The sequence below is a fragment of the Microbacterium sp. LBN7 genome (assembly GCF_045690345.1).
In the GTDB taxonomy this organism is placed as follows: domain Bacteria; phylum Actinomycetota; class Actinomycetes; order Actinomycetales; family Microbacteriaceae; genus Microbacterium.
Genome location: NZ_CP147856.1, coordinates 3106232 through 3127646, shown reverse-complemented (window position 1 = coordinate 3127646; position 21415 = coordinate 3106232). Strand labels below are relative to the sequence as shown.

The following is a 21415-nucleotide window of genomic DNA, read 5'->3' as shown; positions in this document are numbered from 1 at the left end:
CATTTCCCTGTAGACTCGGAGGGTTGCAAACGGGGTGTGGCGCAGCTTGGTAGCGCGCTTCGTTCGGGACGAAGAGGTCGCAGGTTCAAATCCTGTCACCCCGACCAGTGACACCGGAAGGCCGCCCTCAGGGGCGGCCTTCTCTGTACGGAGACAGCGCACGGAAGGGACTCATGGGCTCTCTGCTTCCCCCGCCGCGCCGTCACACCCGCGCATGGGCTCTGGCCCTCGGCATCCCCTTCCTTGCCGGCCTCGCCCTGCTGACGCTGACGCCGTCGCGGGTCGAGCAGACGATGCCGAATCTGCTGGATCTCGTGCTCTCGACGATCCAGCAGCTGGGGTGGACCGCCCTCGACTTCACGCGCCTCGAAGTCATCGCCAACATCCTCGTCTTCCTCCCGGTCGGGGTGCTCGCCTTCGTGCTGCTCCCCCGCCGGGTGTGGCTGCTGTCACTGCTGGTCGGCCCGCTGCTGTCGCTCTCGATCGAGGCGGCTCAGCGTGTCGCGCTGCCGCACCGCGCGGCGACCCTGACCGACGTGATCGCCAACTCCTCCGGAGCGACCGCCGGCGTCGCGTTCGCTGTGCTGTGCACACTCGCGTTCGCGCCGCGCTTCGCTCCGCAGCCATCTCCTACGCTGGAGGCATCATGACCGCTCCCGCTCCCGCACTCGTCGCCTTCGACCTCGACGACACGCTCGCTCCGTCGAAGGGCCTGATCGACCAGCGCATCGCCGACCTCCTCCGGGCGCTGCTGCGCTCCGTCGATGTCGCGATCATCTCGGGCGGCAACGAGGCGCAGTTCCGCACGCAGGTGATCGCCCGGCTCGGCGACGCGGATGCCGCCGACCTCGCGCGCCTGCACCTGCTGCCGACCTGCGGCACGCGGTACCTTCGGCACGACGGCACCGACTTCACTCCCGTGTACGCGCACGACCTCAGCGACGCCGAGAAGACCGCCGCGCTGACCGCGCTCCGCGAGGAGGCCGAACGCCTCGGGCTGTGGGAGACAGAGCCCTGGGGCGAGATCCTCGAGGACCGAGGTTCGCAGATCACCTTCTCGGCCCTCGGCCAGCGCGCCCCGCGCGCGGCGAAGCACGCGTGGGACCCGACGGGCTCCAAGCGCGCCCTGCTGCGTGACGCCGTCAGCGCACGGCTGCCCGGGCTCGAGGTGCGCTCCGGCGGGTCGACCTCGATCGACATCACGCAGGCGGGCATCGACAAGGCGTTCGGCATGCGGCGGCTCGCCGAGCACACCGGCATCCCCCTGTCCGCCATGCTCTTCTACGGCGACCGCCTCGACGAGGGCGGCAACGACTACCCGGTGCTCGCGATCGGCGTGCCGTCCGTGTCGGTCGAGGGCTGGGAAGACACCGCCGACCGGCTCGACGCGCTCCTCCCGACGCTCTGAATCGCCGCCGATCCGCGACGGGGATCTAGCATGGCGTCATGGATGCCCTGCTGATCGTCATCATCGTCGCCGCGATCGCCGGTCTCGCCTGCTGGGCGCTCTCGCTGATCACCCGTGACACGTCCTGGGTGGATCGCGCCTGGTCGATCGTTCCGGTCGTGTACGTGTGGATCTTCGTCGGCGGGGCCTTCGCCGCGGGCGACGGCTCGGCGCGCGTGGTGCTGATGGGGGTGCTCGCCACCCTGTGGGGCGTACGTCTGACCTTCAACTTCGCCCGCAAGGGCGGGTACACGGGCATGGAGGACTACCGGTGGGCCATCCTGCGGAAGCGGATGAAGCCGTGGCAGTTCCAGGTCTTCAACGTGCTGTTCATCATCGGCTACCAGATGACGCTGCTGGTGCTGATCACGCTCCCCGCCGCCGTCGCCGCGCAGAACCCCTCCGGCCTCACCGGGTGGGACGCGCTCTTCGTGGCCGCGTTCCTGGGGTTCCTCGTGGGTGAGACCGTCGCCGACCAGCAGCAGTGGCGCTTCCACCAGCGCAAGAAGAATGCCGGCGGCACGCTCGCTCCCGGCTTCGCGACCGACGGCCTGTTCCGCTACAGCCGCCACCCGAACTTCTTCTTCGAGCAGGCGCAGTGGTGGGCGTTCTACGCCATCGGCGCGACGGCCGCGGTGGCCGGGGGCGCCGGCATCCTGGGCGGAGCGCTGAACCCGACCATCATCGGTCCCGCCCTGCTCACCGTGCTGTTCATCGGATCGACGATCTTCACCGAGTCCATCACAGCGGGCAAGTATCCCGCCTATGCGGAGTACCGGCGCACCACCTCGATGCTCGTGCCCTGGCCGCCACGCGCCCGCGCCGCCGTCACCTCGGCCTGACCGCTTCCCCGGTCAGCGGACGACCGCCTCGGTCACCGCGCGCGACACCGGCACCAGGCGGGTGAGCTGCGTGACGTGTCCGGGCTCGAGCTCCGCGAGCGACGAGACGCCGAGCAGCCGCATGGTGCGCTCGATCTCGCTGCGCAGGATCGCGATCGTGCGATCGACGCCCTGGCGACCACCCGCCATCAGTCCGTACAGGTAGGCGCGCCCGATGAGCGTGAAGTCCGCCCCCAGCGCCACCGCCGCCACGATGTCGGCGCCGTTCATGATGCCGGTGTCGATCATCACCGTGAAGTCGTCCCCGACCGCCTTGCGGACCTCGGGAAGCAGGTGGAACGGGATCGGGGCGCGGTCGAGCTGGCGCCCGCCGTGGTTCGAGAGCACGATGCCGTCGACGCCCTCATCGCGCAGGCGGATCGAGTCCTCGACGTTCTGCACGCCCTTGATGACGATCTTGCCGGGCCATAGGTCGCGGATCACCGCCAGGTCGTCGTAGCTGATCGTCGGGTCCATCGCGGCGTCCAGCAGCTCGCCGACGGTACCGCCCGTGGTGCTCAGCGACGCGAACTCGAGCTTCGGGGTGGTCAGGAAGTCGAACCACCACCAGGGCCGCGGGATCGCGTTGATGATCGTGCCGAGCGTCAGCTGCGGAGGGATGCTGAAGCCGTTGCGCTTGTCGCGCAGACGGGCGCCGGCGACCGGGGTGTCGACCGTGAACTGCAGGGTGTCGAAGCCGGCGGCGGCCGCGCGGCGGGTGAGCTCGTAGGAGATCTCACGGTCGCGCATCACGTACAGCTGGAACCAGTTCCGTCCGGGGACCGGTCCCTGAGGCTCTCGAAGGGTGGCGGCCTTGACGCCCTCGATCGACGTCGTGCCGAGCGTCGAGAGGGTGAACGGGATGCCGGCGGCGGCCGCTGCCCCGGCACCGGCGACCTCGCCCTCGGTCTGCATGAGCCGCGTGAAGCCGGTGGGGGCGATGCCGAACGGCAGAGCGGACGGCCCGCCGAGGATCTCGACGCTCGTGTCGACGGTCGGCGCTGGGCGGAGGATGCCCGGGTGGAACTCCACGTCCTGGAACGCCTGACGCGCGCGGGTGAGCGAGAGCTCGCCCTCAGCGGCGCCGTCGGTGTAGTCGAAGGCCGCCTTCGGGGTGCGGCGCTTGGCGATCGAGCGCAGATCGTCGATCGTGAGAGCGGCGTCGAGGCGGCGCTTGCGGCCGTCGAGCTCGGGCTTCTTGAACTTCATGAGCTCGAGCAGCTCTGCGGGGTTGGGAAGCTGGCGCTGGACCATGGTGTGCCTCTCGGTGCGGATCAGGGGGTCGGGATCAGGGGGTCAGTATCTGCGTGTAGTAGCCGGTGATGTGGGCGCGCACAAGGGATCGCGCGGCATCGGCGTCGCCGGCGTCGATCGCGGAGACCAGCTCGTGGTGCTCGATGCGCAGCCGGGCGGCCATGGCCTCCCAGTCGGGGATCGCGGCGACCCCGCCCTGCACGTACGACTCGATCGACGAGCGCAGCCCCGCCATCATCGCCGCGATGACGGTGTTGCCGCTGCCCTCGGCCAGAGAGAGGTGCAGCTGCGCGTCGAGGGCGAGGAACTCCTCCGGGGTGAGGTCTGCCGCGTCCATCGCCTCGAGGAGCTCGTGTGCGCGGGCCGTGTCCCGCTCATCGGATGCCGCCATAGCCCCGACGACGGCGTCTTCGAGCACCAGACGCGTCTGCACCACGTCGGCGAGCGGAAACCCCTGGGCCGCGACCTGGAGCCGCAGCAGCGCCGACATCCCGCCGGTCGGGGTCGCGATCACGATGGCACCGGACTGGGGCCCGGAGCCCGTGGCTGTGCGGATCAGCCCCATGACCTCGAGGACGCGGAAGGCCTCGCGCACGCTCGATCGACCGACACCCAGTTCGCTCGCCAGGTCCCGCTCCGAGGCCAGCCGGTCGCCCGGGCCGAGGCGTCCGTCGAGGAGATCGCGCTCGATGTGCTCGAGCACGAGACGCCAGGCGCGCGCGGGCTGCTGCTCCGGCATCCGTCCTCCTCGTTGCGGCACGCGGTCGCGGGTGCCGCCGGCATGTGGTCTGACCACAGTAGCGCGTGTGGTCAGACCACGCAACGTCGGCGGCGCGAACCTCGGCGAGAAGAGAGTCGGCGAGAAGAGAGTCGGCGAGAAGAGAGTGGGCGAGAAGAGGGCGAGCGCTCAGCCCAGGCGTCCGCCGGACTCCTCGAGGTAGCAGGTGCCGCACAGCGACTCGTACGTCGTCAGCTCGGGCGCGGCGGAGCCGTCGGCCCCCTCGTCGATCGCGACCTGATCGCCGTCGAAGACGAACCGTCCTCCGATGACGCGGCCGTTGAACACGGCCTTCCGTCCGCAGCGGCAGATCGTCTTGAGCTCCTCCAGCGAGTGCGCGATCGCCAGCAGGCGGGCGGAGCCGGGGAACGCATGGGTCAGGAAGTCGTTGCGGATGCCGTAGGCCATGACCGGGATGCGATCCTCGATCGCGATCCGGAACAGGTCGTCGACCTGGGGCGGCGTGAGGAACTGCGCCTCGTCGATCAGGAGGCAGGCCACGTCGATCGGCCCGCTCGGGATCAGCTCCTCTTCCGCCGAACGCCGGATGCGCTCGCGGTGCTCGCCGAACAGGCGCCGGGCGTCGTCCCCCGGGCCGATCAGGAAGTCCACCTCGCGCGTGACGCCGAGCCGGCTGGCGATCTCGGACGCCCCCTTGGTGTCGATCGCGGGCTTGGCGAGCAGCACATGCTGCCCGCGCTCCTCGTAGTTGTACGCGGCCTGCAGCAGCGAGGTCGACTTGCCGGAGTTCATCGCGCCGTAGCGGAAGTAGAGCTTCGCCACGGTGCCGGCTCAGGCGTTGATGCCGAGGGTAGCGGCGGTCGCCGCCGTGGACTCCTCCGCGAGCTCGGCATCCTTGTTCAGCTGCTCGCCGAACGTCGGGATGAGCGCGCGCAGCTCGGGCTCCCAGCCCGCGTACTCAGCCGGGAAGCAGGTCTTGAGCAGCTGGAGCATGATCGGGACGGCCGTCGATGCGCCGGGCGATGCGCCGAGGAGACCGGCGATCGATCCGTCGGCCGACGAGACCACCTCGGTGCCGAACTGGAGGATGCCGCCCTTCTGCGGATCCTTCTTCATCACCTGGGCACGCTGACCGGCGTCGATGAGGGTCCAGTCCTCGTCCTTCGCGGTCGGCATGAAGGTGCGCAGGCTGTCGACCTTCTTCGCGTGGTTCTTCAGCAGCTCGCCCACGAGATACGTGATGAGATCGGGGTTCTTGACCGCGACCTGCAGCATCGGCATCAGGTTGTGCGCGCGCACCTGCGAGATGATGTCGAGCATCGAGCCGTTCTTGAGGAACTTGGGGCTGAACGTCGCGAAGGGGCCGAACATGAGCGAGGCCTCTCCGCCCACGACGCGGGTGTCGAGGTGCGGGACCGACATGGGCGGGGCGCCGACCGAGGCCTGCGAGTACACCTTCGCCTTGTGCTGCGCGACGACCGTCGGGTTCGTCGTCTTGAGGAACTGTCCTCCGATGGGGAAGACGCCGTAGCCCTTGATCTCGGGGATGCCGGAGTTCTGCAGCAGCTTGAGCGCCCAGCCGCCCGCACCGACGAACACGAAGCGCGCCTTGACCTCGTTCGGGGTGCGGCCGATCGTCGTGCGGTACTTGACCAGCCAGCCGCCGTCCTTCTGCTTCTTCAGGCTGCGCACCTCGTGGTTCGTGCGCAGCTCGACGCCGGAGGCGGTGAGGTGGTCGAACAGCTGGTGCGTGAGGGCGCCGAAGTCGACGTCGGTCCCCGCCGGAACGCGTGTGGCCGCGAACGGCTCGCCCTTGCGACGCTGCTGCATGAGGAGCGGCGCCCACTTGTTGATGACGCGCGAGTCCTCGCTGTACTCGATGCCCGCGAACAGCGGCTGCTCCTTGAGCACCTCGTAGCGGGCCTTGAGGTAGGCGACGTCCTTCTCGCCACGCACGAAGGTCATGTGCGGAGTCGCGTTGATGAAGGTCGACGGCGCGTCGAGCACGCCCTTGTCGACCAGCGACGACCAGAACTGACGGCTCTGCTGGAACTGCTCGTTGATCGAGACGGCCTTCGCCGGGTCGAGAGGCGCGTCGCCCTGCTGCGGCATGTAATTCAGCTCGCACAGGGCGGCGTGACCGGTTCCTGCGTTGTTCCAGGGGTTCGAGCTCTCCTGGGCGACATCGGAGAGTCGCTCGAAGGCGACGATCTTCCACTCCGGCTGCAGCTCGTGCAGCAGAGTACCCAGGGTGGCGCTCATGATGCCACCGCCGATCAGGACGACATCGACGTTTTCAGTCACCAGATCAGTCTAGTTCGGCCGCACGGGTCTCAGAGCCAGCCCAGGTCCGCGCGGACGGCCCGATGAGACCGGATGCGCATGGCGGCGATGCGGTCAGGCTATGACGGCGAGACGCTCGGCGAGCGCCTCGGCGATCTGCACCGCGTTGAGCGCCGCTCCCTTGCGCAGGTTGTCGTTGCTGATGAACAGCACGAGACCCTTGCCCTCGGGTGCGGACTGGTCGGCGCGGATGCGACCGACGAAGCTCGGGTCCTTGCCGGCTGCCTGGAGCGGGGTCGGAACCTCTTCGAGGGCGACGCCGGGGGCCGCCGCGAGCAGCTCGGTGGCGCGCTCCGGTGTGATGTCCTTCGAGAACTCGGCGTGGATCGACAGCGAGTGCCCGGTGAAGACCGGGACACGCACGCAGGTGCCGGCGACGCGCAGGTCGGGCAGCTCGAGGATCTTGCGGCTCTCGTTGCGGAGCTTCTTCTCCTCGTCGGTCTCGTTCTGTCCGTCGTCGACGAGGTTGCCCGCGAACGGGATGACGTCGAAGGCGATGGGGGCGACGTACTTCTCGGGCTGGGGGAAGTCGACGGCCGAGCCGTCGTGCACGAGGCGGAGAGTGTCGCCCTGAGCGAGGACCCCCTCGACCTGTCCGAGCAGCTCCTGCGCACCGGCGAGGCCGGAGCCGGAGACCGCCTGATACGTCGAGACGATCAGGCGCTCGAGGCCGGCATCCGCGTGCAGCGCCTTCAGGACGGGCATGGCCGCCATCGTGGTGCAGTTCGGGTTCGCGATGATGCCCTTGGGGCGGTCATCGATCGCGTGCGGGTTGACCTCGCTGACGACGAGCGGGACCTCGGGGTCGTTGCGCCAGGCGCTCGAGTTGTCGACGACCACGGCGCCCGCCGCGGCGAAGCGCGGCGCGTAGGCGCGGCTGGCGGTCGCGCCGGCGGAGAACAGGGCGATGTCGATGCCGGCGGCATCCGCTGTCTCGACGTCTTCGACGATCACGGTCGCTCCGCCGAACTCGATCGCCGTGCCCGCGGAGCGCGACGACGAGAAGAGCCGCAGCTCGCGGATCGGGAACGCCCGCTCGGCGAGAATCTCGCGCATGACGGTGCCCACCTGGCCGGTGGCGCCGACGATGGCGACGGAGAGTCCTGAATCGGAGATGCGGGTCATGATGTTCCTTGGCGTCGTGCGGATGCTGCGTACGAAGCGTCGGGCGCAGCGTCGGGATGCGGATGCCGCGCCTGGCGCCGGTGTCAGGGTTGCGGTGAGTCTACCGCGCCGTCACGGGGGCGAGGGCGGGTGGGGTCAACGACCTGTGCCGGCGTGGACGGTGGCCTCGGAGTCGCCGTCGAGGCCGTAGGCCGTGTGCACGGTGCGTGCCGCCTCGGCGAGGTCGTCACCACGCAGCACGACCGAGATGCGGATCTCGGAGGTCGAGATCATCTCGATGTTGATGCCGCCGGCCGAGAGGGCCTCGAACAGCGTCGCCGAGACGCCGGAGTGCGTGCGCATGCCGGCGCCGACGACCGAGAGCTTGCCGATCTGGTCGTCGTGCACGAGGTTCTGGAATCCGACCTCGTTCTGCTCGGCGGCCAGGGCCTTGAGCGCTGCCGCGGCATCCGCCTTGGGGACGGTGAACGAGATGTCGGTGCGGCCCGTCGCGGAGACGTTCTGCACGATCATGTCGACGTTCGCGCCGGACCTCGCCACGATCTTGAAGATCTCGGCCGCCTTGCCCGGCACGTCGGGGACACCGGCGACGGTGATCTTGGCATGGCTGAAATCGGTGGCCACACCGGCGACGATCGGTTCTTCCATGACTGCTCCCTCGGCTTCGCGCGGGTTCTTCATACCCTCGCCCAGAACGTACGTGCCCTCGGCCGACGAGAACGTCGACCGGGAGTGGATGAGCACGCCGTGACGGCGTGCGTATTCGACGGCGCGGATGTACAGCACCTTGGCGCCGTTGGCGGCGAGCTCGAGCATCTCCTCCGTCGAGACGTGATCGAGCTTCTGCGCCTTCGGGATCACCCGGGGGTCCGCCGTGTAGATGCCGTCGACGTCGCTGTAGATCTCGCAGACGTCGGCCCCGAGCGCTGCGGCCAGGGCGACGGCCGTGGTGTCGGAGCCGCCGCGGCCGAGGGTCGTGATGTCTCGGGTGTCGCGGTTGAAGCCCTGGAAGCCGGCGACGATGACGATCGCGCCCTCGTCGAGCGCTTCGCGCAGGCGCACCGGCGTCACATCGACGATGCGGGCCGCGCCGTGCTGCGAGTCGGTGATCATGCCGGCCTGGCTGCCGGTGAAGGAACGCGCCTCGAAACCCATCGAATGGATGGCCATCGCCAGCAGCGCCATCGAGATGCGCTCACCGCTCGAGAGGAGCATGTCCAGTTCGCGCGGCGCGGGGATGGGAGCGACCTCGTTCGCGAGGTCGAGCAGCTCGTCGGTCGTGTCGCCCATGGCGCTGACGGCGACGACCACGTCGTGCCCGGCGCGACGCGTGTCGACGATGCGCTTGGCGACGCGCTTGATGCTCTCTGCGTCGGCGACAGAGGAGCCGCCGTACTTCTGCACGATGAGGGCCACGTTCACTCCCGGGGATGTCGGGCGGATCCGCCCACCGCTCATTCTACGATCGGCCCGTATACCCCGCCGCGCATGTGTCGTGGAGGGACGAGCAGACGGGCCGCGCGACGAGGCGTCAGGGAGCCGGCGGCAGCGCCGCGGCGGGAGGCGGATCGGAGCCGAGCGGATCGGAGCCGAGCGGGTCGCCGGTGGCGCGCCGCAGGCGCCCGCCGGTCGCCGCGAACCAGCATCCGGCGATGATCAGCGGGAATCCGATGAGGAGCCCGGGCGTCAGCGGTTCGGAGAGCACGATCGCGCCGAGCACGATCGCCACGACGGGGTTCACGTAGGTGAACAGCGGCGCGCGCACCGGTCCGACCTCGCGGATGAGGGCGAAGAACGCGAGGAACGCGACGGCCGTGCAGATCACCGCGAGAGCGAGGAGCGCGCCGATGGACGGCAGCGTCGGGACCTCGTGCTGGGTGAGCAGACCGATCGGGAGGTAGAGGATGCCGATCATCAGCAGCGACAGCGTGATCGTGCCGAGCGAGGGCACATCGGTGAGCTTGCGCGCCACGATGAACGGGGCGATCGCGTAGAGGACCGCGACGAGCAGCACCTCGCCCGCGGCGAGCAGGCTGACCTCGCCGCCGAACAGCCCCGGTCCCGCCACCACGATCCCGACGCCCACGAAGCCGACGAGGAGGCCGATGCCCCGCGCAGGGCGGAGCACGCCGCGATCCCCTCCGCCGAGGGCGATCAGGGCCGCGAAAAGGGGCACCGTGGCGACCAACAGACCGGTCATGCCCGAGGGCAACGTCATCTCGGCATGCCCCAGCAGCACGAAGGGACCGGCCATCTCGACCAGCCCGAAGGCCAGCACCCACGGCCAGTGCTTGAGGGCGGCGCGCAGCGCCCCGCCGCGGAGGGCGAACGGCAGCAGCAGCACTGCGGCGATGAGAGTGCGTCCGGCCACGATCGCGGGCGGGGAGAGCGACTCGACCGCGATGCTGATGAAGAGATAGGGCACGCCCCACAGCAGCGCCATCGCGCCGAAGAGGAGCCAGCCGCGTCGGGAGAACCCTCCCTGGGTGTTCACAGGACGCGCCGGCCCTCGAAGGCGCGACCGAGGGTGACCTCGTCGGCGTACTCGAGGTCGCCGCCGACGGGCAGGCCGGAGGCCAGCCGCGAGACGGTGATCTGCATCGTGGTCAGGAGCCGGCTGAGGTAGCTCGCCGTCGCCTCGCCCTCGAGGTTCGGGTTGGTCGCGAGGATGACCTCCTGCACGGTGCCGTCTGCCAGGCGCGTCATGAGCTGGGCGATGCGCAGGTCGTCGGGGCCGATACCGGCGATGGGACTGATCACGCCGCCGAGCACGTGGTACAGGCCCCGGAACTCCCGGGTGCGCTCGATGGCCGCGACATCCTTCGCGTCTTCGACGACGCAGATCAGAGCCTGGCTGCGACGCGGATCGCGGCAGATCGCGCACCGCTCCTGCTCCGCGACGTTGCCGCAGACCTCGCAGAAGCGCACACGCAGACGAATCTCCGACAGAAGCTCCGCGAGGCGGGCGACGTCGAACGTCGGTGTCTGCAGGATGTGGAACGCGATGCGCTGGGCCGACTTCGGCCCGATGCCGGGGAGCCGACCGAACTCGTCGATCAGCTCCTGAACGATGCCGTCGTACATCAGGAGAACCTCGTCGGGGGCTCGTAGGGCTCTTCGCGCAGGAAGGTCGCGCCGAGCACTTGGCGGATCACGGCCTCACCGTAGCGCTGCACTCCCCCGACGGAGGGTGCGCGTTCGGTGACGACCGGAGGGGCGGAGGGCGCACGCTGCGCCCGGGGAGCAGCGGGAGCGGACGGCCCCCGCTGTTCCTGACGCGGCGGCGGTCCCTGTGACGCTCCGGCCGGCTCGTAGGCCGGGTCGTACGGCGGCTCGTCGTCGAAGGCGGGAGCATCGTCGTCGCCCGGAAGGGGAGGCTCGTCACGATCCACGGCGCCGTCGGCGGGGGGAACGGGCGCGGATGCCGCCGCCTCGACCTCTTCGGGCTCGTCATCGACGGGAAGCGGGGATGCCGGCGCCGGCGCGGCATCCGCGGGCTCCGCCGTGGGGATGGGGGCGACGGCCCACTCCGTCACGGAGGGAGCGGACGCGCCACGGACCTGCGGACGGGAGGATCCCGCTGACGCAGGCTCCGATGCGGGCGCGGCGTCGGACGGTGCCGAGGCGGCGGATGCCGCGGGCTGGCGCGGCGCACCGCCGGAAGGCATCGGAGCGGGGATGTACTTCACACGCACGCCGAGCTCCTGCTCGATGGCCGTGCGCAGGTGGTCGGACGGTCCGGAGCCGGGCGTCGTCCCCTTGAACTTGGCCACGTCGTGCTGGCTCGTGAAGCCGAGCGTGAGCACGTCGCTCTCCGTGACGTACGCCAGCGGCTGCACCGCTGTCGCGAGCAGCCAGGACGTGCGGCTGATGCCCTCGAGACGCGTGAGCACGGCGGGCCAGGCGGCGGTGACGCTCTCCAAGGTGACGGGCCCCGTGGGGACGGCCGCTGCGGGAGCGGCTTCCGGCTCGGGCGCCACGGCATCCGGAGCCGCCGTCGTATCGGCCGAGACCTCGGCCGAGGTCTCGACGGTCGGAGCATCGACGGCAGGGGTCGCGACAGCAGCGGCCGTCGGCGCGGGTGCCGCAGCGGCCGGTGCCGGTGCGGATGCCGCGGGTGCCGGCGCCGCGGCGGGCCTCGATGCCTCGGCGGCCGGCACCTGGGCACGGGCGACGGGAGCCGCCGGGCGCTCGGCAGCGGCCGCTGGAGCGGTCGCCACGGCATCCGTCGCTCCGGCGAGCACGCGCGCCACCATGAGCTCGAGGTGCAGGCGCGGGGACGTCGCACCGCTCATGTCGTCGAGAGCCGCGCTGACGACGTCGGCCGTGCGCGAGAGGCGCGACGCGCCGAAGGCCGCCGCCTGCCCGCGCATGCGCTCGAGGTCGTCTTCGGCGATGCCGCGCAGGACAGCGGACGCGCCGGCGCCGACGGCGGCGATCACGATGAGGTCGCGCAGCCGCTCGAGCAGGTCGTCGACGAAGCGACGGGGGTCCTGACCGGTCTGCACGACGCGGTCGATCGCGGGGAAGGCGGCTGCGGCGTCGCCCGCGGCGAGCGCGTCGACGATCTCGTCGAGCAGGGCGGCGTGCGTGTACCCGAGGAGGGCGACGGCACGGGCGTACCCGACGGTGACGGTCTCGGAGCCGGCCGGGGCGTCGGAGCCGGCGATCAGCTGGTCGAGCAGCGACAGGGTGTCTCGCGGAGACCCTCCGCCGGCACGGACCACGAGCGGGAGCACGCCCTGCTCGACGATCACGCCCTCTTCGCCGCAGAGCTTCGCGACGTACTCGAGCATCGCGGCGGGCGGGACGAGCCGGAACGGGTAGTGGTGCGTGCGCGAGCGGATCGTGCCGAGCACCTTCTCGGGCTCGGTCGTCGCGAAGATGAACTTCACGTGCTCCGGCGGCTCCTCGACGAGCTTCAGCAGCGCGTTGAACCCCTGCGGCGTCACCATGTGCGCCTCGTCGAGGATGAAGATCTTGTAGCGGTCACGGCTCGGGGCGAACGTCGCCCGCTCGCGGAGGTCGCGCGCGTCGTCGACGCCGTTGTGACTCGCGGCGTCGATCTCGACGACGTCGAGCGATCCCCCGCCGGCGCGGGAGAGCTCGACGCAGCTGTCGCAGGTGCCGCAGGGCGTGTCGGTCGGCCCTGCCGCGCAGTTCAGGCAGCGGGCGAGGATGCGCGCCGAGGTCGTCTTGCCGCACCCGCGCGGCCCGGAGAACAGGTAGGCGTGCCCGACACGGTCTCCGCGGAGCGCGGTCATCAGCGGGTCGGTCACCTGGGACTGCCCGATCATCTCGCCGAACGTCTCGGGTCGGTAGCGGCGGTAGAGGGCTGTGGTCACCTCAACAGCCTACGGCGTGCCACCGACACTTCGGCGGGTCACCTGATCAGTCGATCGGCTCGATGATCGGGATCGTCGTCGTGATGACCGGAACGGATGCCGAGAGCCTCGTGCCGTCCTCGCGCAGCGCGTCGGCGAACTGCCGCAGCGTCGGGCGTCCGGGGATCAGCGGCCCCTGGTCGGCGAGCGGGACCACGATGGCCTCGTCGGTCGTCGCGATGTACGCGACGTCCCGCACGGTGAACGCGACGGGCGCCCCGCTGCGCACCCGCAGCCGGAGCTGATCCTTCGTCACCGTGACCTGCAGATCCGATCCCTGCCACTGCAGCGGGAACGACAGCGAGGGCCAGTCCGCCGGCAGGCGCGGATCGAAGCTGAGCTCGCCCGCGTAATCGCGCATGCCGCCGAAGCCGCAGACGAGCGCCGTCCACACCCCGCCGGCGGAGGCGACGTGCACACCGTCGGCGGCGTTGTGGTGCAGATCGTGCAGGTCGACGAACAGCGACTGCTCGAAGTACCGCTGGGCGAGGTCCTGATATCCCACCTCGGCGGCGAGGATGGACTGCACGACCGCCGACAGCGTGGAATCACCGGTCGTCAGCGGGTCGTAGTAGTCGAAGTCGGCCCGCTTCTCCTCCGGGGTGAAGTGGTTGCCCTGCAGGAACAGGGCGAGCACGACATCCGCCTGCTTCAGCACCTGGAACCGGTAGATCACCAGCGGGTGGAAGTGCAGCAGCAGCGGACGCTGATCGGCCGGCGTCTGGGCGAGGTCCCAGACCTCGCGCTCGAGGAAGAGCGAATCCTGCGGGTGGATGCCGAGGCTCTCGCTGTACGGGATGAACATGGCCTCTGCGGCGCGCTCCCACGCCTCCGCCTCGCCCGAACCGAGACCCGTGCGCTCGACGAGCCGGGTGTAGTCCTCGGGATACGTCTCCTGGATCTCCCGCACGATCCGCGCCGCATAGCGGAGGTTGTACCGCGCCATCACGTTCGTGTACAGATTGTCGTTCACGACGGTCGTGTACTCGTCGGGGCCGGTCACGCCGTGGATGTGGAAGGTCTCGATCGTCTCCCCCGCGCCGGGCTCCTCCATCAGCCGCGAGCCCCGCCAGAATCCGAGGGTCGCCCAGAGACGCGCCGTCTCGATCGCGATGTCCGCGCCCTCGCGACGCAGGAAGTCCTCGTCGCCCGTGGCGCGCACGTACTTGCCGAGCGCGAAGCTCACGTCGGCGTTGATGTGGTACTGCGCGGTGCCGGCGGCGTAGTAGGCCGATGCCTCCTCGCCGTTGATGGTGCGCCACGGGAACAGCGCGCCAGCCTCGTTCAGCTGCGCGGCCCTGCGGCGGGCGGCGGGCAGCATCTGCACGCGAGCGCGGAGGGCGTTGCGCGCCCACTGCGGCGACGTGTACGTGAGGAACGGCAGCACGTAGATCTCGGTGTCCCAGAAGTAGTGGCCGCTGTAACCCGAGCCCGAGACGCCCTTGGCCGGCACGCCGGTGCCGTCGGCGCGCGCGGATGCCTGCGCGAGCTGCAGCAGGCACCACCTGGTCGCCTGCTGGATGTCGTCGCGCCCGCCGATCTGCACGTCGCTGCGCTCCCAGAACGCGGCGAGCCAGTCGGCCTGCCGACGGAACTGCGTCTCGACGCCCTCCACCGCGACCCGGTCGAGGGAGCGGCGGCAGCGGTCGACGAGCTCGCGCGGCGGCACACCCCGCGAGGTGTGGTAGCTGACGAGCTTGGTGATCCGGATCGGGACGCCGGCCTTCGCCTGCACGCGGAACACGTTCTTGGCGATGTCGGGTTCGACGAGCTGACGGGCGCTGTACTCGTTGTCGGTCTCGATGATGTGGTCGGCGACCACCGCGACCGTCATGCCCGAGTCGGCCACCTGGTACGACAGCGTCGCGCGGAGGCCGTCCTGCCAGTACTCGGCGGGCTCGAGCACCCGATCCGCGATCTTCTCGGCCTTGCGAGGGTCGAAGCCGGCCTTCTTCTTCTGCGCCGCCACCGGCGTTCCGGCATAGACGTTGCCGCCGTCCTGCCGGTTGAGCAGCTGGCAGCTGATCGTCACCGGGGCGTCGGAGTTCTCGACCGTGACCTCGAGGCGGAGGATCGCCAGGTGCCGCTCCTCGAAGCTGACGATGCGCTCGTCGCGGATGCGCACGCGCTTGCCCGACGGGGTCTCCCAGACGACGAGTCGCTCCAGGACGCCGGTGCGCATGTCGAGGGTGCGCTGGTACTCGCGCACGTCGGCCTCGTCGAACGACATCGGCTCGTCGTCGACGTAGACGCGCATGATCTTCGCGTCGGGCGCGTTGACGATGGTCTGCCCCACCTCGGCGAAGCCGTAGGCCTGCTCGGCGTGGCGGATCGGCCAGGTCTCGTGGAGCCCGTTGATGAAGGTTCCGTGCTCGTGGGCGCCGCGGCCCTCGATGTGGTTGCCGCGGAGGCCGAGGTAGCCGTTGCCGACCGAGAACAGCGTCTCGCCCACGCCCTCCTCGGAGTAGCTCGTCTCGATGAGACGCCACGGGTCGACGGGGAAGCGGTCGCGGTCGATCATGCGGTCTCCGGGTTCTCGGTGCGGGTCTCGGAAAGGAAGACATCGAGGTCGTCGACGACGACGGTGGCCCCGGCGTCGCGCAGCGCGTCGGCGCCCGTACCGCGATCGACGCCGACGACCGTGGCGAAGCCGGCTGCGGCGGCGGATGCGGCGCCCGACGTGGCGTCCTCGACGGCCACGGACCGGGCCGGGTCGACGCCGAGGGCGGCGGCGCCCGCGGCGAACATGTCGGCGGCGGGCTTGGAGGCGAGGCCGTCGCGCTCGGCGACGACGCCGTCGACGACGATCCGGAAGAAGTCACGGAGCCCTGCGGCCCCGAGCACCTCCTCGGCGTTCTTCGAGCTCGACACCACGCCCAGGGGCACACCGGCGGCGTGCAGCTTCTCGACGAGGGCGAGTGATCCGGGGTACGGCGCGATGCCCTCGCTGCGCAGCGAGACCGCGAAGGCGGCGTTCTTGCGGTTGCCGATGCCGCAGATCGTCTCGGCGGCGGGATCGTCGTCGACGTCGCCCCAGGGGACCTCGACGTTGCGGCTCTGCATCAGGCTGGCGACGCCGTCGTAGCGCTTCTTGCCGTCGACGAAGTCGAAGTAGTCGGCGTCGGTGTACGCAGGAGTGATGCCCCAGCGTGCGAAGACGTCGTCGAACACGACCTTCCATGCCCGCATGTGCACCTCCGCCGTCGGCGTCAGGACGCCGTCGAGGTCGAAGAGCACACCGTCGGCGTGGAGCAGATCGGGCAGGGCTTCTGGCACAGGAGCCTCCAGGAGAAGGGCGATGAGGGTTCGGCACCTCTCCGTGCCACTGTGCAAGCGTAATGCGGTGCGGCCCGGCGGGGTAACCCCTGACCCGGCATCCGATCAGAGGAGCCCTGCGGTCTGGCGGGCGATCTGCAGCTCCTCGTTCGTCGGGACCACGAGGACCGTGACGGGAGACGCATCGGCGGAGATGCGACGGATGCCGCGCTCGCGAGCCTCGTTGCGCGAGGGGTCGATCTCGACCCCGGCGAATCCGAGGGTCGCCAGGGCTTCGGCTCTCACGCGCGCCGCGTTCTCTCCCACGCCCGCCGTGAAGGAGATGACGTCCACCCCGCTCAACTGGGCGATGTAGGCGCCGGCGTACGCGCGGAGTCGATGGATGTAGACGTCGAAGGCGAGCGTCGCGGCATCGTCTCCCTCGTCCACACCGGCGAGGATGTCGCGCATGTCGCTGCGACCGGCGAGGCCGAGGAGCCCGCTGCGGCTGTTGAGCAGGCGGTCGAGGTCGTCGATCGACAGCCCGGCGCGCCGCGACAGGTGCACGAGGGCGGCGGGATCGAGGTCGCCGGATCGGGTGCCCATCACGAGGCCCTCGAGCGGGGTGAGGCCCATCGACGTCTCGACCGAGCGACCGCCGTCGATCGCGGTGACCGAGGCGCCGTTGCCGAGGTGGAAGACGATCTGCCGGAGGTCGGCGAGATCTCTGCCGAGGAACGTTGCCGCCTTCTCGCTCACGTACTGGTGGCTGGTGCCGTGGAAGCCATAGCGGCGCACCCGGTGCTCGGCGGCGAGCGCGGCGTCGATCGCGTAGGTGAAGGCGGCCGGCGGCAGCGTCTGGTGGAAGGCGGTGTCGAACACGGCGACGTGCGGCACGGCGGTGAACACGGCCTTCGCCGCACGGATGCCGGCCAGGTTCGCCGGATTGTGCAGCGGCGCGAGCACCGCGAGCTCGTCGATCTGGCGTTCGACGTCGGCGTCGATCAGCGTCGGGGCGTAGAACCGGGCGCCGCCGTGCACCACGCGATGGCCGACGGCCACCGGCGGGCGCTCCTCCAGCGACGGGCCGTGCGCCGCGAACTGCTCCAGCATCACGGCGAAGGCGGCGTGGTGGTCGGCCACCGGCAGCTCGGACCGGTAGGTCGCATCGAGCACGGTCGGCACGGCATCCGCGGTCGTCTCCGGCCGGACCGTGTGCGAGACCGGGCTGGCGTCCTGGCCGATCCGCTCGATCAGGCCGTTCGCGAGCTCTTCCTCGGTCTCGACGTCGATCAGGCTGTACTTCAACGAGGAGGATCCGCTGTTGATCACCAGGATGGCGCTCATGCCGCGCCCTCGTCCGCGCTCTGGTCTTCCGCGCTCCGGTCTCTCGCGCTCTGGGCCTGGATGGCCGTGATCGCCACCGTGTTGACGATGTCGTCGACGAGAGCCCCGCGGGAGAGGTCGTTGATCGGCTTGTTGAGGCCCTGCAGCACCGGCCCGATGGCGACGGCGCCGGCGGAGCGCTGCACCGCCTTGTACGTGTTGTTGCCGGTGTTGAGGTCGGGGAAGACGAAGACGGTCGCCCGGCCCGCCACCGCGGAGTCGGGGAGCTTGGCTTTGGCGACGGCGGCGTCCGCCGCCGCGTCGTACTGGATCGGGCCTTCGACGAGCAGCTCGGGAGCCCGTTCGCGCACCAGGGCGGTGGCCGCACGGACCTTGTCGACGTCGGCTCCGGATCCCGACTCCCCCGTCGAATACGAGAGCATCGCGATGCGCGGCTCGATGCCGAACTGGCGGGCCGTCGCCGCCGAGGACACGGCGATGTCGGCGAGCTGCTCGCTCGTCGGGTCGGGGATCACGGCGCAGTCTCCGTAGACGAGCACGCGGTCGGCGAGCGCCATGAGGAAGACGCTGGAGACGACGGTCACGCCCGGCTTCGTCTTGATGATCTCGAACGACGGCCGGATCGTGTGCGCCGTCGTGTGCGCGGCACCCGAGACCATGCCGTCGGCCAGGCCAAGGTGCACCATCATCGTGCCGAAGTACGAGACGTCGGTCACGGTGTCGGCCGCCTGCGCCAGGGTGATGCCCTTGTGCGCCCGCAGGCGGGCGTACTCGGCGGCGAAGCGCTCGACCAGTTCGGGATCGGTGGTGCTGACGACCCGGGCCGCGGTGATGTCGACGCCGAGCTCGACGGCCCGCGCCCGCACCGACGCCTCGTCGCCGAGGATCGTGAGATCCGCGACCTCCCGGGCGAGCAGCGTGGCGGCGGCACGGAGGATGCGGTCGTCGTCGCCCTCGGGGAGGACGATGTGGCGCCGGTCGGCGCGCGCCCGCTCGATGAGGCCGTACTCGAACATGAGCGGCGTCACCACCCGCGATTCGGCGAGCCCGAGCTGCGTGGTCAGCTCGGTGATGTCGACGTGCGTCTGGAAGAGGCCGAGGGCGCGATCGTAGCGGGCTCGCGAGTCCGGCGAGATCAGGCCGCGGGTGCCCATCACCCGCACCGCCGTGTCGTAGGTGCCGAGGTCGGTCGTGATGATCGGCACTGACGACGAGAAGCCGTCGAGGAGCTGCACGATCGGCTCCGGAAGAGGGAACGGTCCGTTGAGGATGATGCCGGCGATGCGCGGGAACGTGCCGGACGAATCGGCGAGCAGCGCCGCGAGGAGCACCTCGGTGCGATCCGCCGGGATCACCACGACCGCCTCCTCGGTCAGGCGCGGGAGCACGTTCACCATCGACATCCCGGCGACGACGATCGTGAGCGCCTCGCGTCCGAGCCTGTCGTCGTCGCCCTTGAGGAGCTTTCCGTCGACGGCGGCGAGGATGCTGCGGATCGAGGGCGCGACCAGCGCACGGTCCTCCGGGATCGCCCAGACGGGCGTCCCTGCCTCCGGAAGCGCTCCGGAGACCTCGGCGACGATGTCGTCGAGGGCGGCGGGATCGGCGCGGTTGACGACCACCGCGAACAGCTCGGCGCGCTCCTCGGCGAGCTCCGACAGCGCGAGGGCGGCGATCTGGCTGACGGCCGACGCGGTGCGCGCGGTCGTCGTGCCGAGCTGCTCGGCCTGACGCTGCTGATCGCGGCCGCTGAGCACGAGCAGCACGGGAGATCCGAGGTTCGCGGCGATCCGGGCGTTGTAGCCGAGTTCGGCCGGGCTCGCGACGTCGGTGTAGTCGCTGCCGATGATCACGACCGCGTCGCACTGCGCCTCGACCGCCTTGAAACGCGCGACGATGGTCGACAGCGCGGCGTCGGGATCGCCGCGGACGTCGTCGTAGGTGACGCCGATGCAGTCGTCGTAGTCGAGATGCACGCCGTCGTGGGCGAGCATCAGGTCGAGGATCTCGTCGCGCTCGGTGACCGACCGGGCGATCGGGCGGAACACGCCCACCCGCGGCGACACGCGCATCAAGGCGTCGAGCGCCCCCAGGGCGATCGTCGACTTTCCGGTATGGCCTTCGGCCGAGGTGATGTAGATGCTCCGCGCCACGGGTTCAGCTTAGGCGGGGTCTGCCGTGCACGCGCCGGACAGGGTGTCGACGATCGCGGTGGCGTCCTCCTGGAAGCGGGCGTAGTAGTCGCGGTCGGTATTGATCTGCACGCGATGGATCGCGTGCGAGGGCGGCAGCTGCTGCCAGTCGGGCAGTCGTCCGAGTCGCTCGTAGAACATCGTCGCCGCGGTGGCCGGATCCATCCGCGCCTCGACCGTGCCCCACCACTCCTGCTGCTGGAACAGGCCGATGCTGGTGGTGGGCGTGCCGTCGGGGTTGGTGAAGCCCCTGGTCTCCCAGTCGCCGTAGTCGATGTTCTCCAGGCTGCTCTCCCCCATCGCCGTCATGACGCCGAGGATCTGCCCGTCGCGTCCGAACCCGAGGGCGGATGCCGTGCGCACGATGGTCGCGGCGTTCTCGAGCTGCTCGCCGCTCCAGCCTTCGATGCCCGCCTCCGGGAAGGTCTTCGGGTCGTCGAGGCAGATCGCCGCGGGATCGCGGGCGAGCCCGAGTGGGATCAGCACCAGGAGCGCGACGGCCGCCGCGACCGCTCCGGTCGAGATCAGGATGCGACGCAGCATCCGCCGACGACGCAGGCGGCTCACCGCCTGACGGCGGGCTCCGGGCTTCCGGCGCCTGGTCGCCCTCTTCCTCGTCGTCCCCCGCGCGGCGGTTCGCGCCGCGGCGGCGCGGGGCTTCGAGGTCTTCCGAGGTCGCGCCCTTCGCTGCGGGTTGGCCCGACCGCGGCTCATGGGGTCAGCACTTCGCGATCCGGTCGTCGTCGCCGCCCGGCGAGCGCGGCGACGCCGCCGCCGATGGCGCCGAACAGATGCCCCTGCCAGGACACGCCTTCCGCCGCCCCGAAGACACCGGCGAGCATCGACCCTCCGTAGAGGGAGATGACGATGAGGGCGATGACGGCATAGAGGATACGGTGCGCGACGCGGCCGGGAGCGAAGACGCGCATCACGACATAGCCGAAGTAGCCGAACACCAGGACGGAGGCGCCGACGGTCAGGGTGCCGGGCGCGTTGACGAGCCACGTGCCGAGTCCGCCGACGATCGCGACGATCGACGTGACCGCCCAGAACCGCCGTGCGCCTTCGACGGCGACCAGGCAGCCGAGCACGAGGAAAGGCACGGAGTTGGCGATGAGGTGAGCCCAGTTCGCGTGCAACAGCGGGCCGAGCACGATGCCGCCGAGACCGGTGACGTCCCAGGACCGCAGGCCGAATCCGGTGAACGAACCGGGCAGGATCGCGTCGAGGGTCTGGACGAGCCACATCAACGCGAGCAGCGCGACCGGCGACACGAAACGGCCGAGAGCGTTCGAGGTGCTCTGGGTGTTCGGGCTGTTGCCGGGCGGCATGACGGTCACCTGCTGATTGTCGCAGGCGTACCCCGGAGACGACTGAGCACGGCAAGCCGATCGGTCGCATCGCGGTCGAGCGCGCGGCAGCGACGTCGGCCGCGGATGCCAGGTTCG

Annotated in this window: 18 protein-coding genes and 1 tRNA gene; 4 read left to right on the top strand and 15 right to left on the bottom strand. The window is 70.3% G+C overall.

What is annotated here, in order from left to right; translation table 11 throughout:
* The first annotated feature begins 30 nt into the window (after positions 1–30).
* The 4 genes from LBN7_RS15130 to LBN7_RS15115 all read left to right on the top strand — a co-directional run bounded on the left by LBN7_RS15130 (position 31) and on the right by LBN7_RS15115 (position 2289).
* Positions 31–107 (top strand) — tRNA-Pro (locus tag LBN7_RS15130).
* A gap of 66 nt (positions 108–173) precedes the next feature.
* A complete protein-coding gene (locus LBN7_RS15125; protein ID WP_341944837.1) occupies positions 174–650 on the top strand; it encodes a VanZ family protein in 477 nt (158 codons plus the stop codon).
* Complete coding sequence (locus LBN7_RS15120; protein ID WP_341944836.1) at positions 647–1408, top strand: HAD-IIB family hydrolase; 762 nt, start codon at positions 647–649, stop codon at positions 1406–1408. Before LBN7_RS15125 ends, LBN7_RS15120 begins: the two co-directional genes overlap by 4 nt.
* 38 nt (positions 1409–1446) lie before the next feature.
* A complete protein-coding gene (locus tag LBN7_RS15115) occupies positions 1447–2289 on the top strand; it encodes a DUF1295 domain-containing protein (protein ID WP_341944835.1) in 843 nt (280 codons plus the stop codon).
* Positions 2290–2301: 12 nt separating this feature from the next.
* Here LBN7_RS15115 and LBN7_RS15110 read toward each other — a convergent pair whose 3' ends face one another.
* From LBN7_RS15110 to LBN7_RS15040, 15 genes are all read right to left on the bottom strand, one after another.
* Positions 2302–3582 carry an alpha-hydroxy acid oxidase gene (locus tag LBN7_RS15110; RefSeq protein WP_341944834.1) on the bottom strand — a complete coding sequence of 427 codons (1281 nt, stop codon included), beginning with the start codon at positions 3580–3582 and terminating at the stop codon, positions 2302–2304.
* A 34-nt stretch (positions 3583–3616) separates the two neighbouring features.
* On the bottom strand, positions 3617–4321 hold the full coding sequence (locus LBN7_RS15105) for a FadR/GntR family transcriptional regulator (RefSeq protein WP_116635773.1): 705 nt from the start codon (positions 4319–4321) through the stop codon (positions 3617–3619).
* A 168-nt stretch (positions 4322–4489) separates the two neighbouring features.
* Positions 4490–5143, bottom strand: coding sequence for a thymidine kinase (locus tag LBN7_RS15100; protein ID WP_116635772.1), 654 nt, complete (start codon positions 5141–5143; stop codon positions 4490–4492).
* A 9-nt stretch (positions 5144–5152) separates the two neighbouring features.
* Positions 5153–6625 carry a malate:quinone oxidoreductase gene (locus LBN7_RS15095; RefSeq protein WP_407360114.1) on the bottom strand — a complete coding sequence of 491 codons (1473 nt, stop codon included), beginning with the start codon at positions 6623–6625 and terminating at the stop codon, positions 5153–5155.
* 93 nt (positions 6626–6718) lie between these two features.
* On the bottom strand, positions 6719–7789 hold the full coding sequence (locus tag LBN7_RS15090; RefSeq protein ID WP_407360113.1) for an aspartate-semialdehyde dehydrogenase: 1071 nt from the start codon (positions 7787–7789) through the stop codon (positions 6719–6721).
* 135 nt (positions 7790–7924) lie between these two features.
* Positions 7925–9205, bottom strand: a complete 1281-nt coding sequence (locus tag LBN7_RS15085; RefSeq protein WP_116635958.1) for an aspartate kinase — start codon at positions 9203–9205, stop codon at positions 7925–7927.
* A 115-nt stretch (positions 9206–9320) separates the two neighbouring features.
* The gene (locus LBN7_RS15080) at positions 9321–10283 is read right to left on the bottom strand and encodes a DMT family transporter (protein WP_407360112.1); all 963 of its coding nucleotides are present in this window, start codon (positions 10281–10283) and stop codon (positions 9321–9323) included.
* Complete coding sequence (gene recR / locus LBN7_RS15075; RefSeq protein WP_407360111.1) at positions 10280–10873, bottom strand: recombination mediator RecR; 594 nt, start codon at positions 10871–10873, stop codon at positions 10280–10282. Before recR ends, LBN7_RS15080 begins: the two co-directional genes overlap by 4 nt.
* Complete coding sequence (locus LBN7_RS15070; protein WP_407360110.1) at positions 10873–13134, bottom strand: DNA polymerase III subunit gamma and tau; 2262 nt, start codon at positions 13132–13134, stop codon at positions 10873–10875. Before LBN7_RS15070 ends, recR begins: the two co-directional genes overlap by 1 nt.
* Before the next feature lie 46 nt (positions 13135–13180).
* Positions 13181–15694 carry a glycosyl hydrolase family 65 protein gene (locus LBN7_RS15065; RefSeq protein ID WP_341944827.1) on the bottom strand — a complete coding sequence of 838 codons (2514 nt, stop codon included), beginning with the start codon at positions 15692–15694 and terminating at the stop codon, positions 13181–13183.
* Positions 15691–16449 (bottom strand): HAD-IA family hydrolase, encoded by a 759-nt coding sequence (locus tag LBN7_RS15060; RefSeq protein WP_116635766.1) that lies wholly within the window; start codon positions 16447–16449, stop codon positions 15691–15693. The genes LBN7_RS15065 and LBN7_RS15060 overlap by 4 nt, the downstream gene beginning before the upstream one ends.
* 105 nt (positions 16450–16554) lie before the next feature.
* Positions 16555–17775: an acetate/propionate family kinase gene (locus LBN7_RS15055; protein WP_407360109.1), complete on the bottom strand. Its 1221-nt coding sequence runs from the start codon at positions 17773–17775 to the stop codon at positions 16555–16557.
* Positions 17772–19928 (bottom strand): phosphate acetyltransferase, encoded by a 2157-nt coding sequence (pta, locus tag LBN7_RS15050; protein WP_407360108.1) that lies wholly within the window; start codon positions 19926–19928, stop codon positions 17772–17774. Before pta ends, LBN7_RS15055 begins: the two co-directional genes overlap by 4 nt.
* 9 nt (positions 19929–19937) lie before the next feature.
* Positions 19938–20534, bottom strand: a complete 597-nt coding sequence (locus LBN7_RS15045; RefSeq protein ID WP_407360107.1) for a hypothetical protein — start codon at positions 20532–20534, stop codon at positions 19938–19940.
* Positions 20535–20677: 143 nt separating this feature from the next.
* Positions 20678–21298, bottom strand: a complete 621-nt coding sequence (locus tag LBN7_RS15040; protein WP_407361726.1) for a rhomboid family intramembrane serine protease — start codon at positions 21296–21298, stop codon at positions 20678–20680.
* Positions 21299–21415 lie beyond the last annotated feature (117 nt).

Bases quoted from the DNA above. Each gene is read 5' to 3' on its own strand.
- LBN7_RS15125 (WP_341944837.1), top strand. From the start codon at position 174: ATGGGCTCTCTGCTTCCCCCGCCGCGCCGTCACACCCGCGCATGGGCT.
- LBN7_RS15120 (WP_341944836.1), top strand. From the start codon at position 647: ATGACCGCTCCCGCTCCCGCACTCGTCGCCTTCGACCTCGACGACACG.
- LBN7_RS15115 (WP_341944835.1), top strand. From the start codon at position 1,447: ATGGATGCCCTGCTGATCGTCATCATCGTCGCCGCGATCGCCGGTCTC.
- LBN7_RS15110 (WP_341944834.1), bottom strand. From the start codon at position 3,582: ATGGTCCAGCGCCAGCTTCCCAACCCCGCAGAGCTGCTCGAGCTCATG.
- LBN7_RS15105 (WP_116635773.1), bottom strand. From the start codon at position 4,321: ATGCCGGAGCAGCAGCCCGCGCGCGCCTGGCGTCTCGTGCTCGAGCAC.
- LBN7_RS15090 (WP_407360113.1), bottom strand. From the start codon at position 7,789: ATGACCCGCATCTCCGATTCAGGACTCTCCGTCGCCATCGTCGGCGCC.
- recR (WP_407360111.1), bottom strand. From the start codon at position 10,873: ATGTACGACGGCATCGTTCAGGAGCTGATCGACGAGTTCGGTCGGCTC.
- LBN7_RS15065 (WP_341944827.1), bottom strand. From the start codon at position 15,694: ATGATCGACCGCGACCGCTTCCCCGTCGACCCGTGGCGTCTCATCGAG.
- LBN7_RS15055 (WP_407360109.1), bottom strand. From the start codon at position 17,775: ATGAGCGCCATCCTGGTGATCAACAGCGGATCCTCCTCGTTGAAGTAC.
- LBN7_RS15040 (WP_407361726.1), bottom strand. From the start codon at position 21,298: ATGCCGCCCGGCAACAGCCCGAACACCCAGAGCACCTCGAACGCTCTC.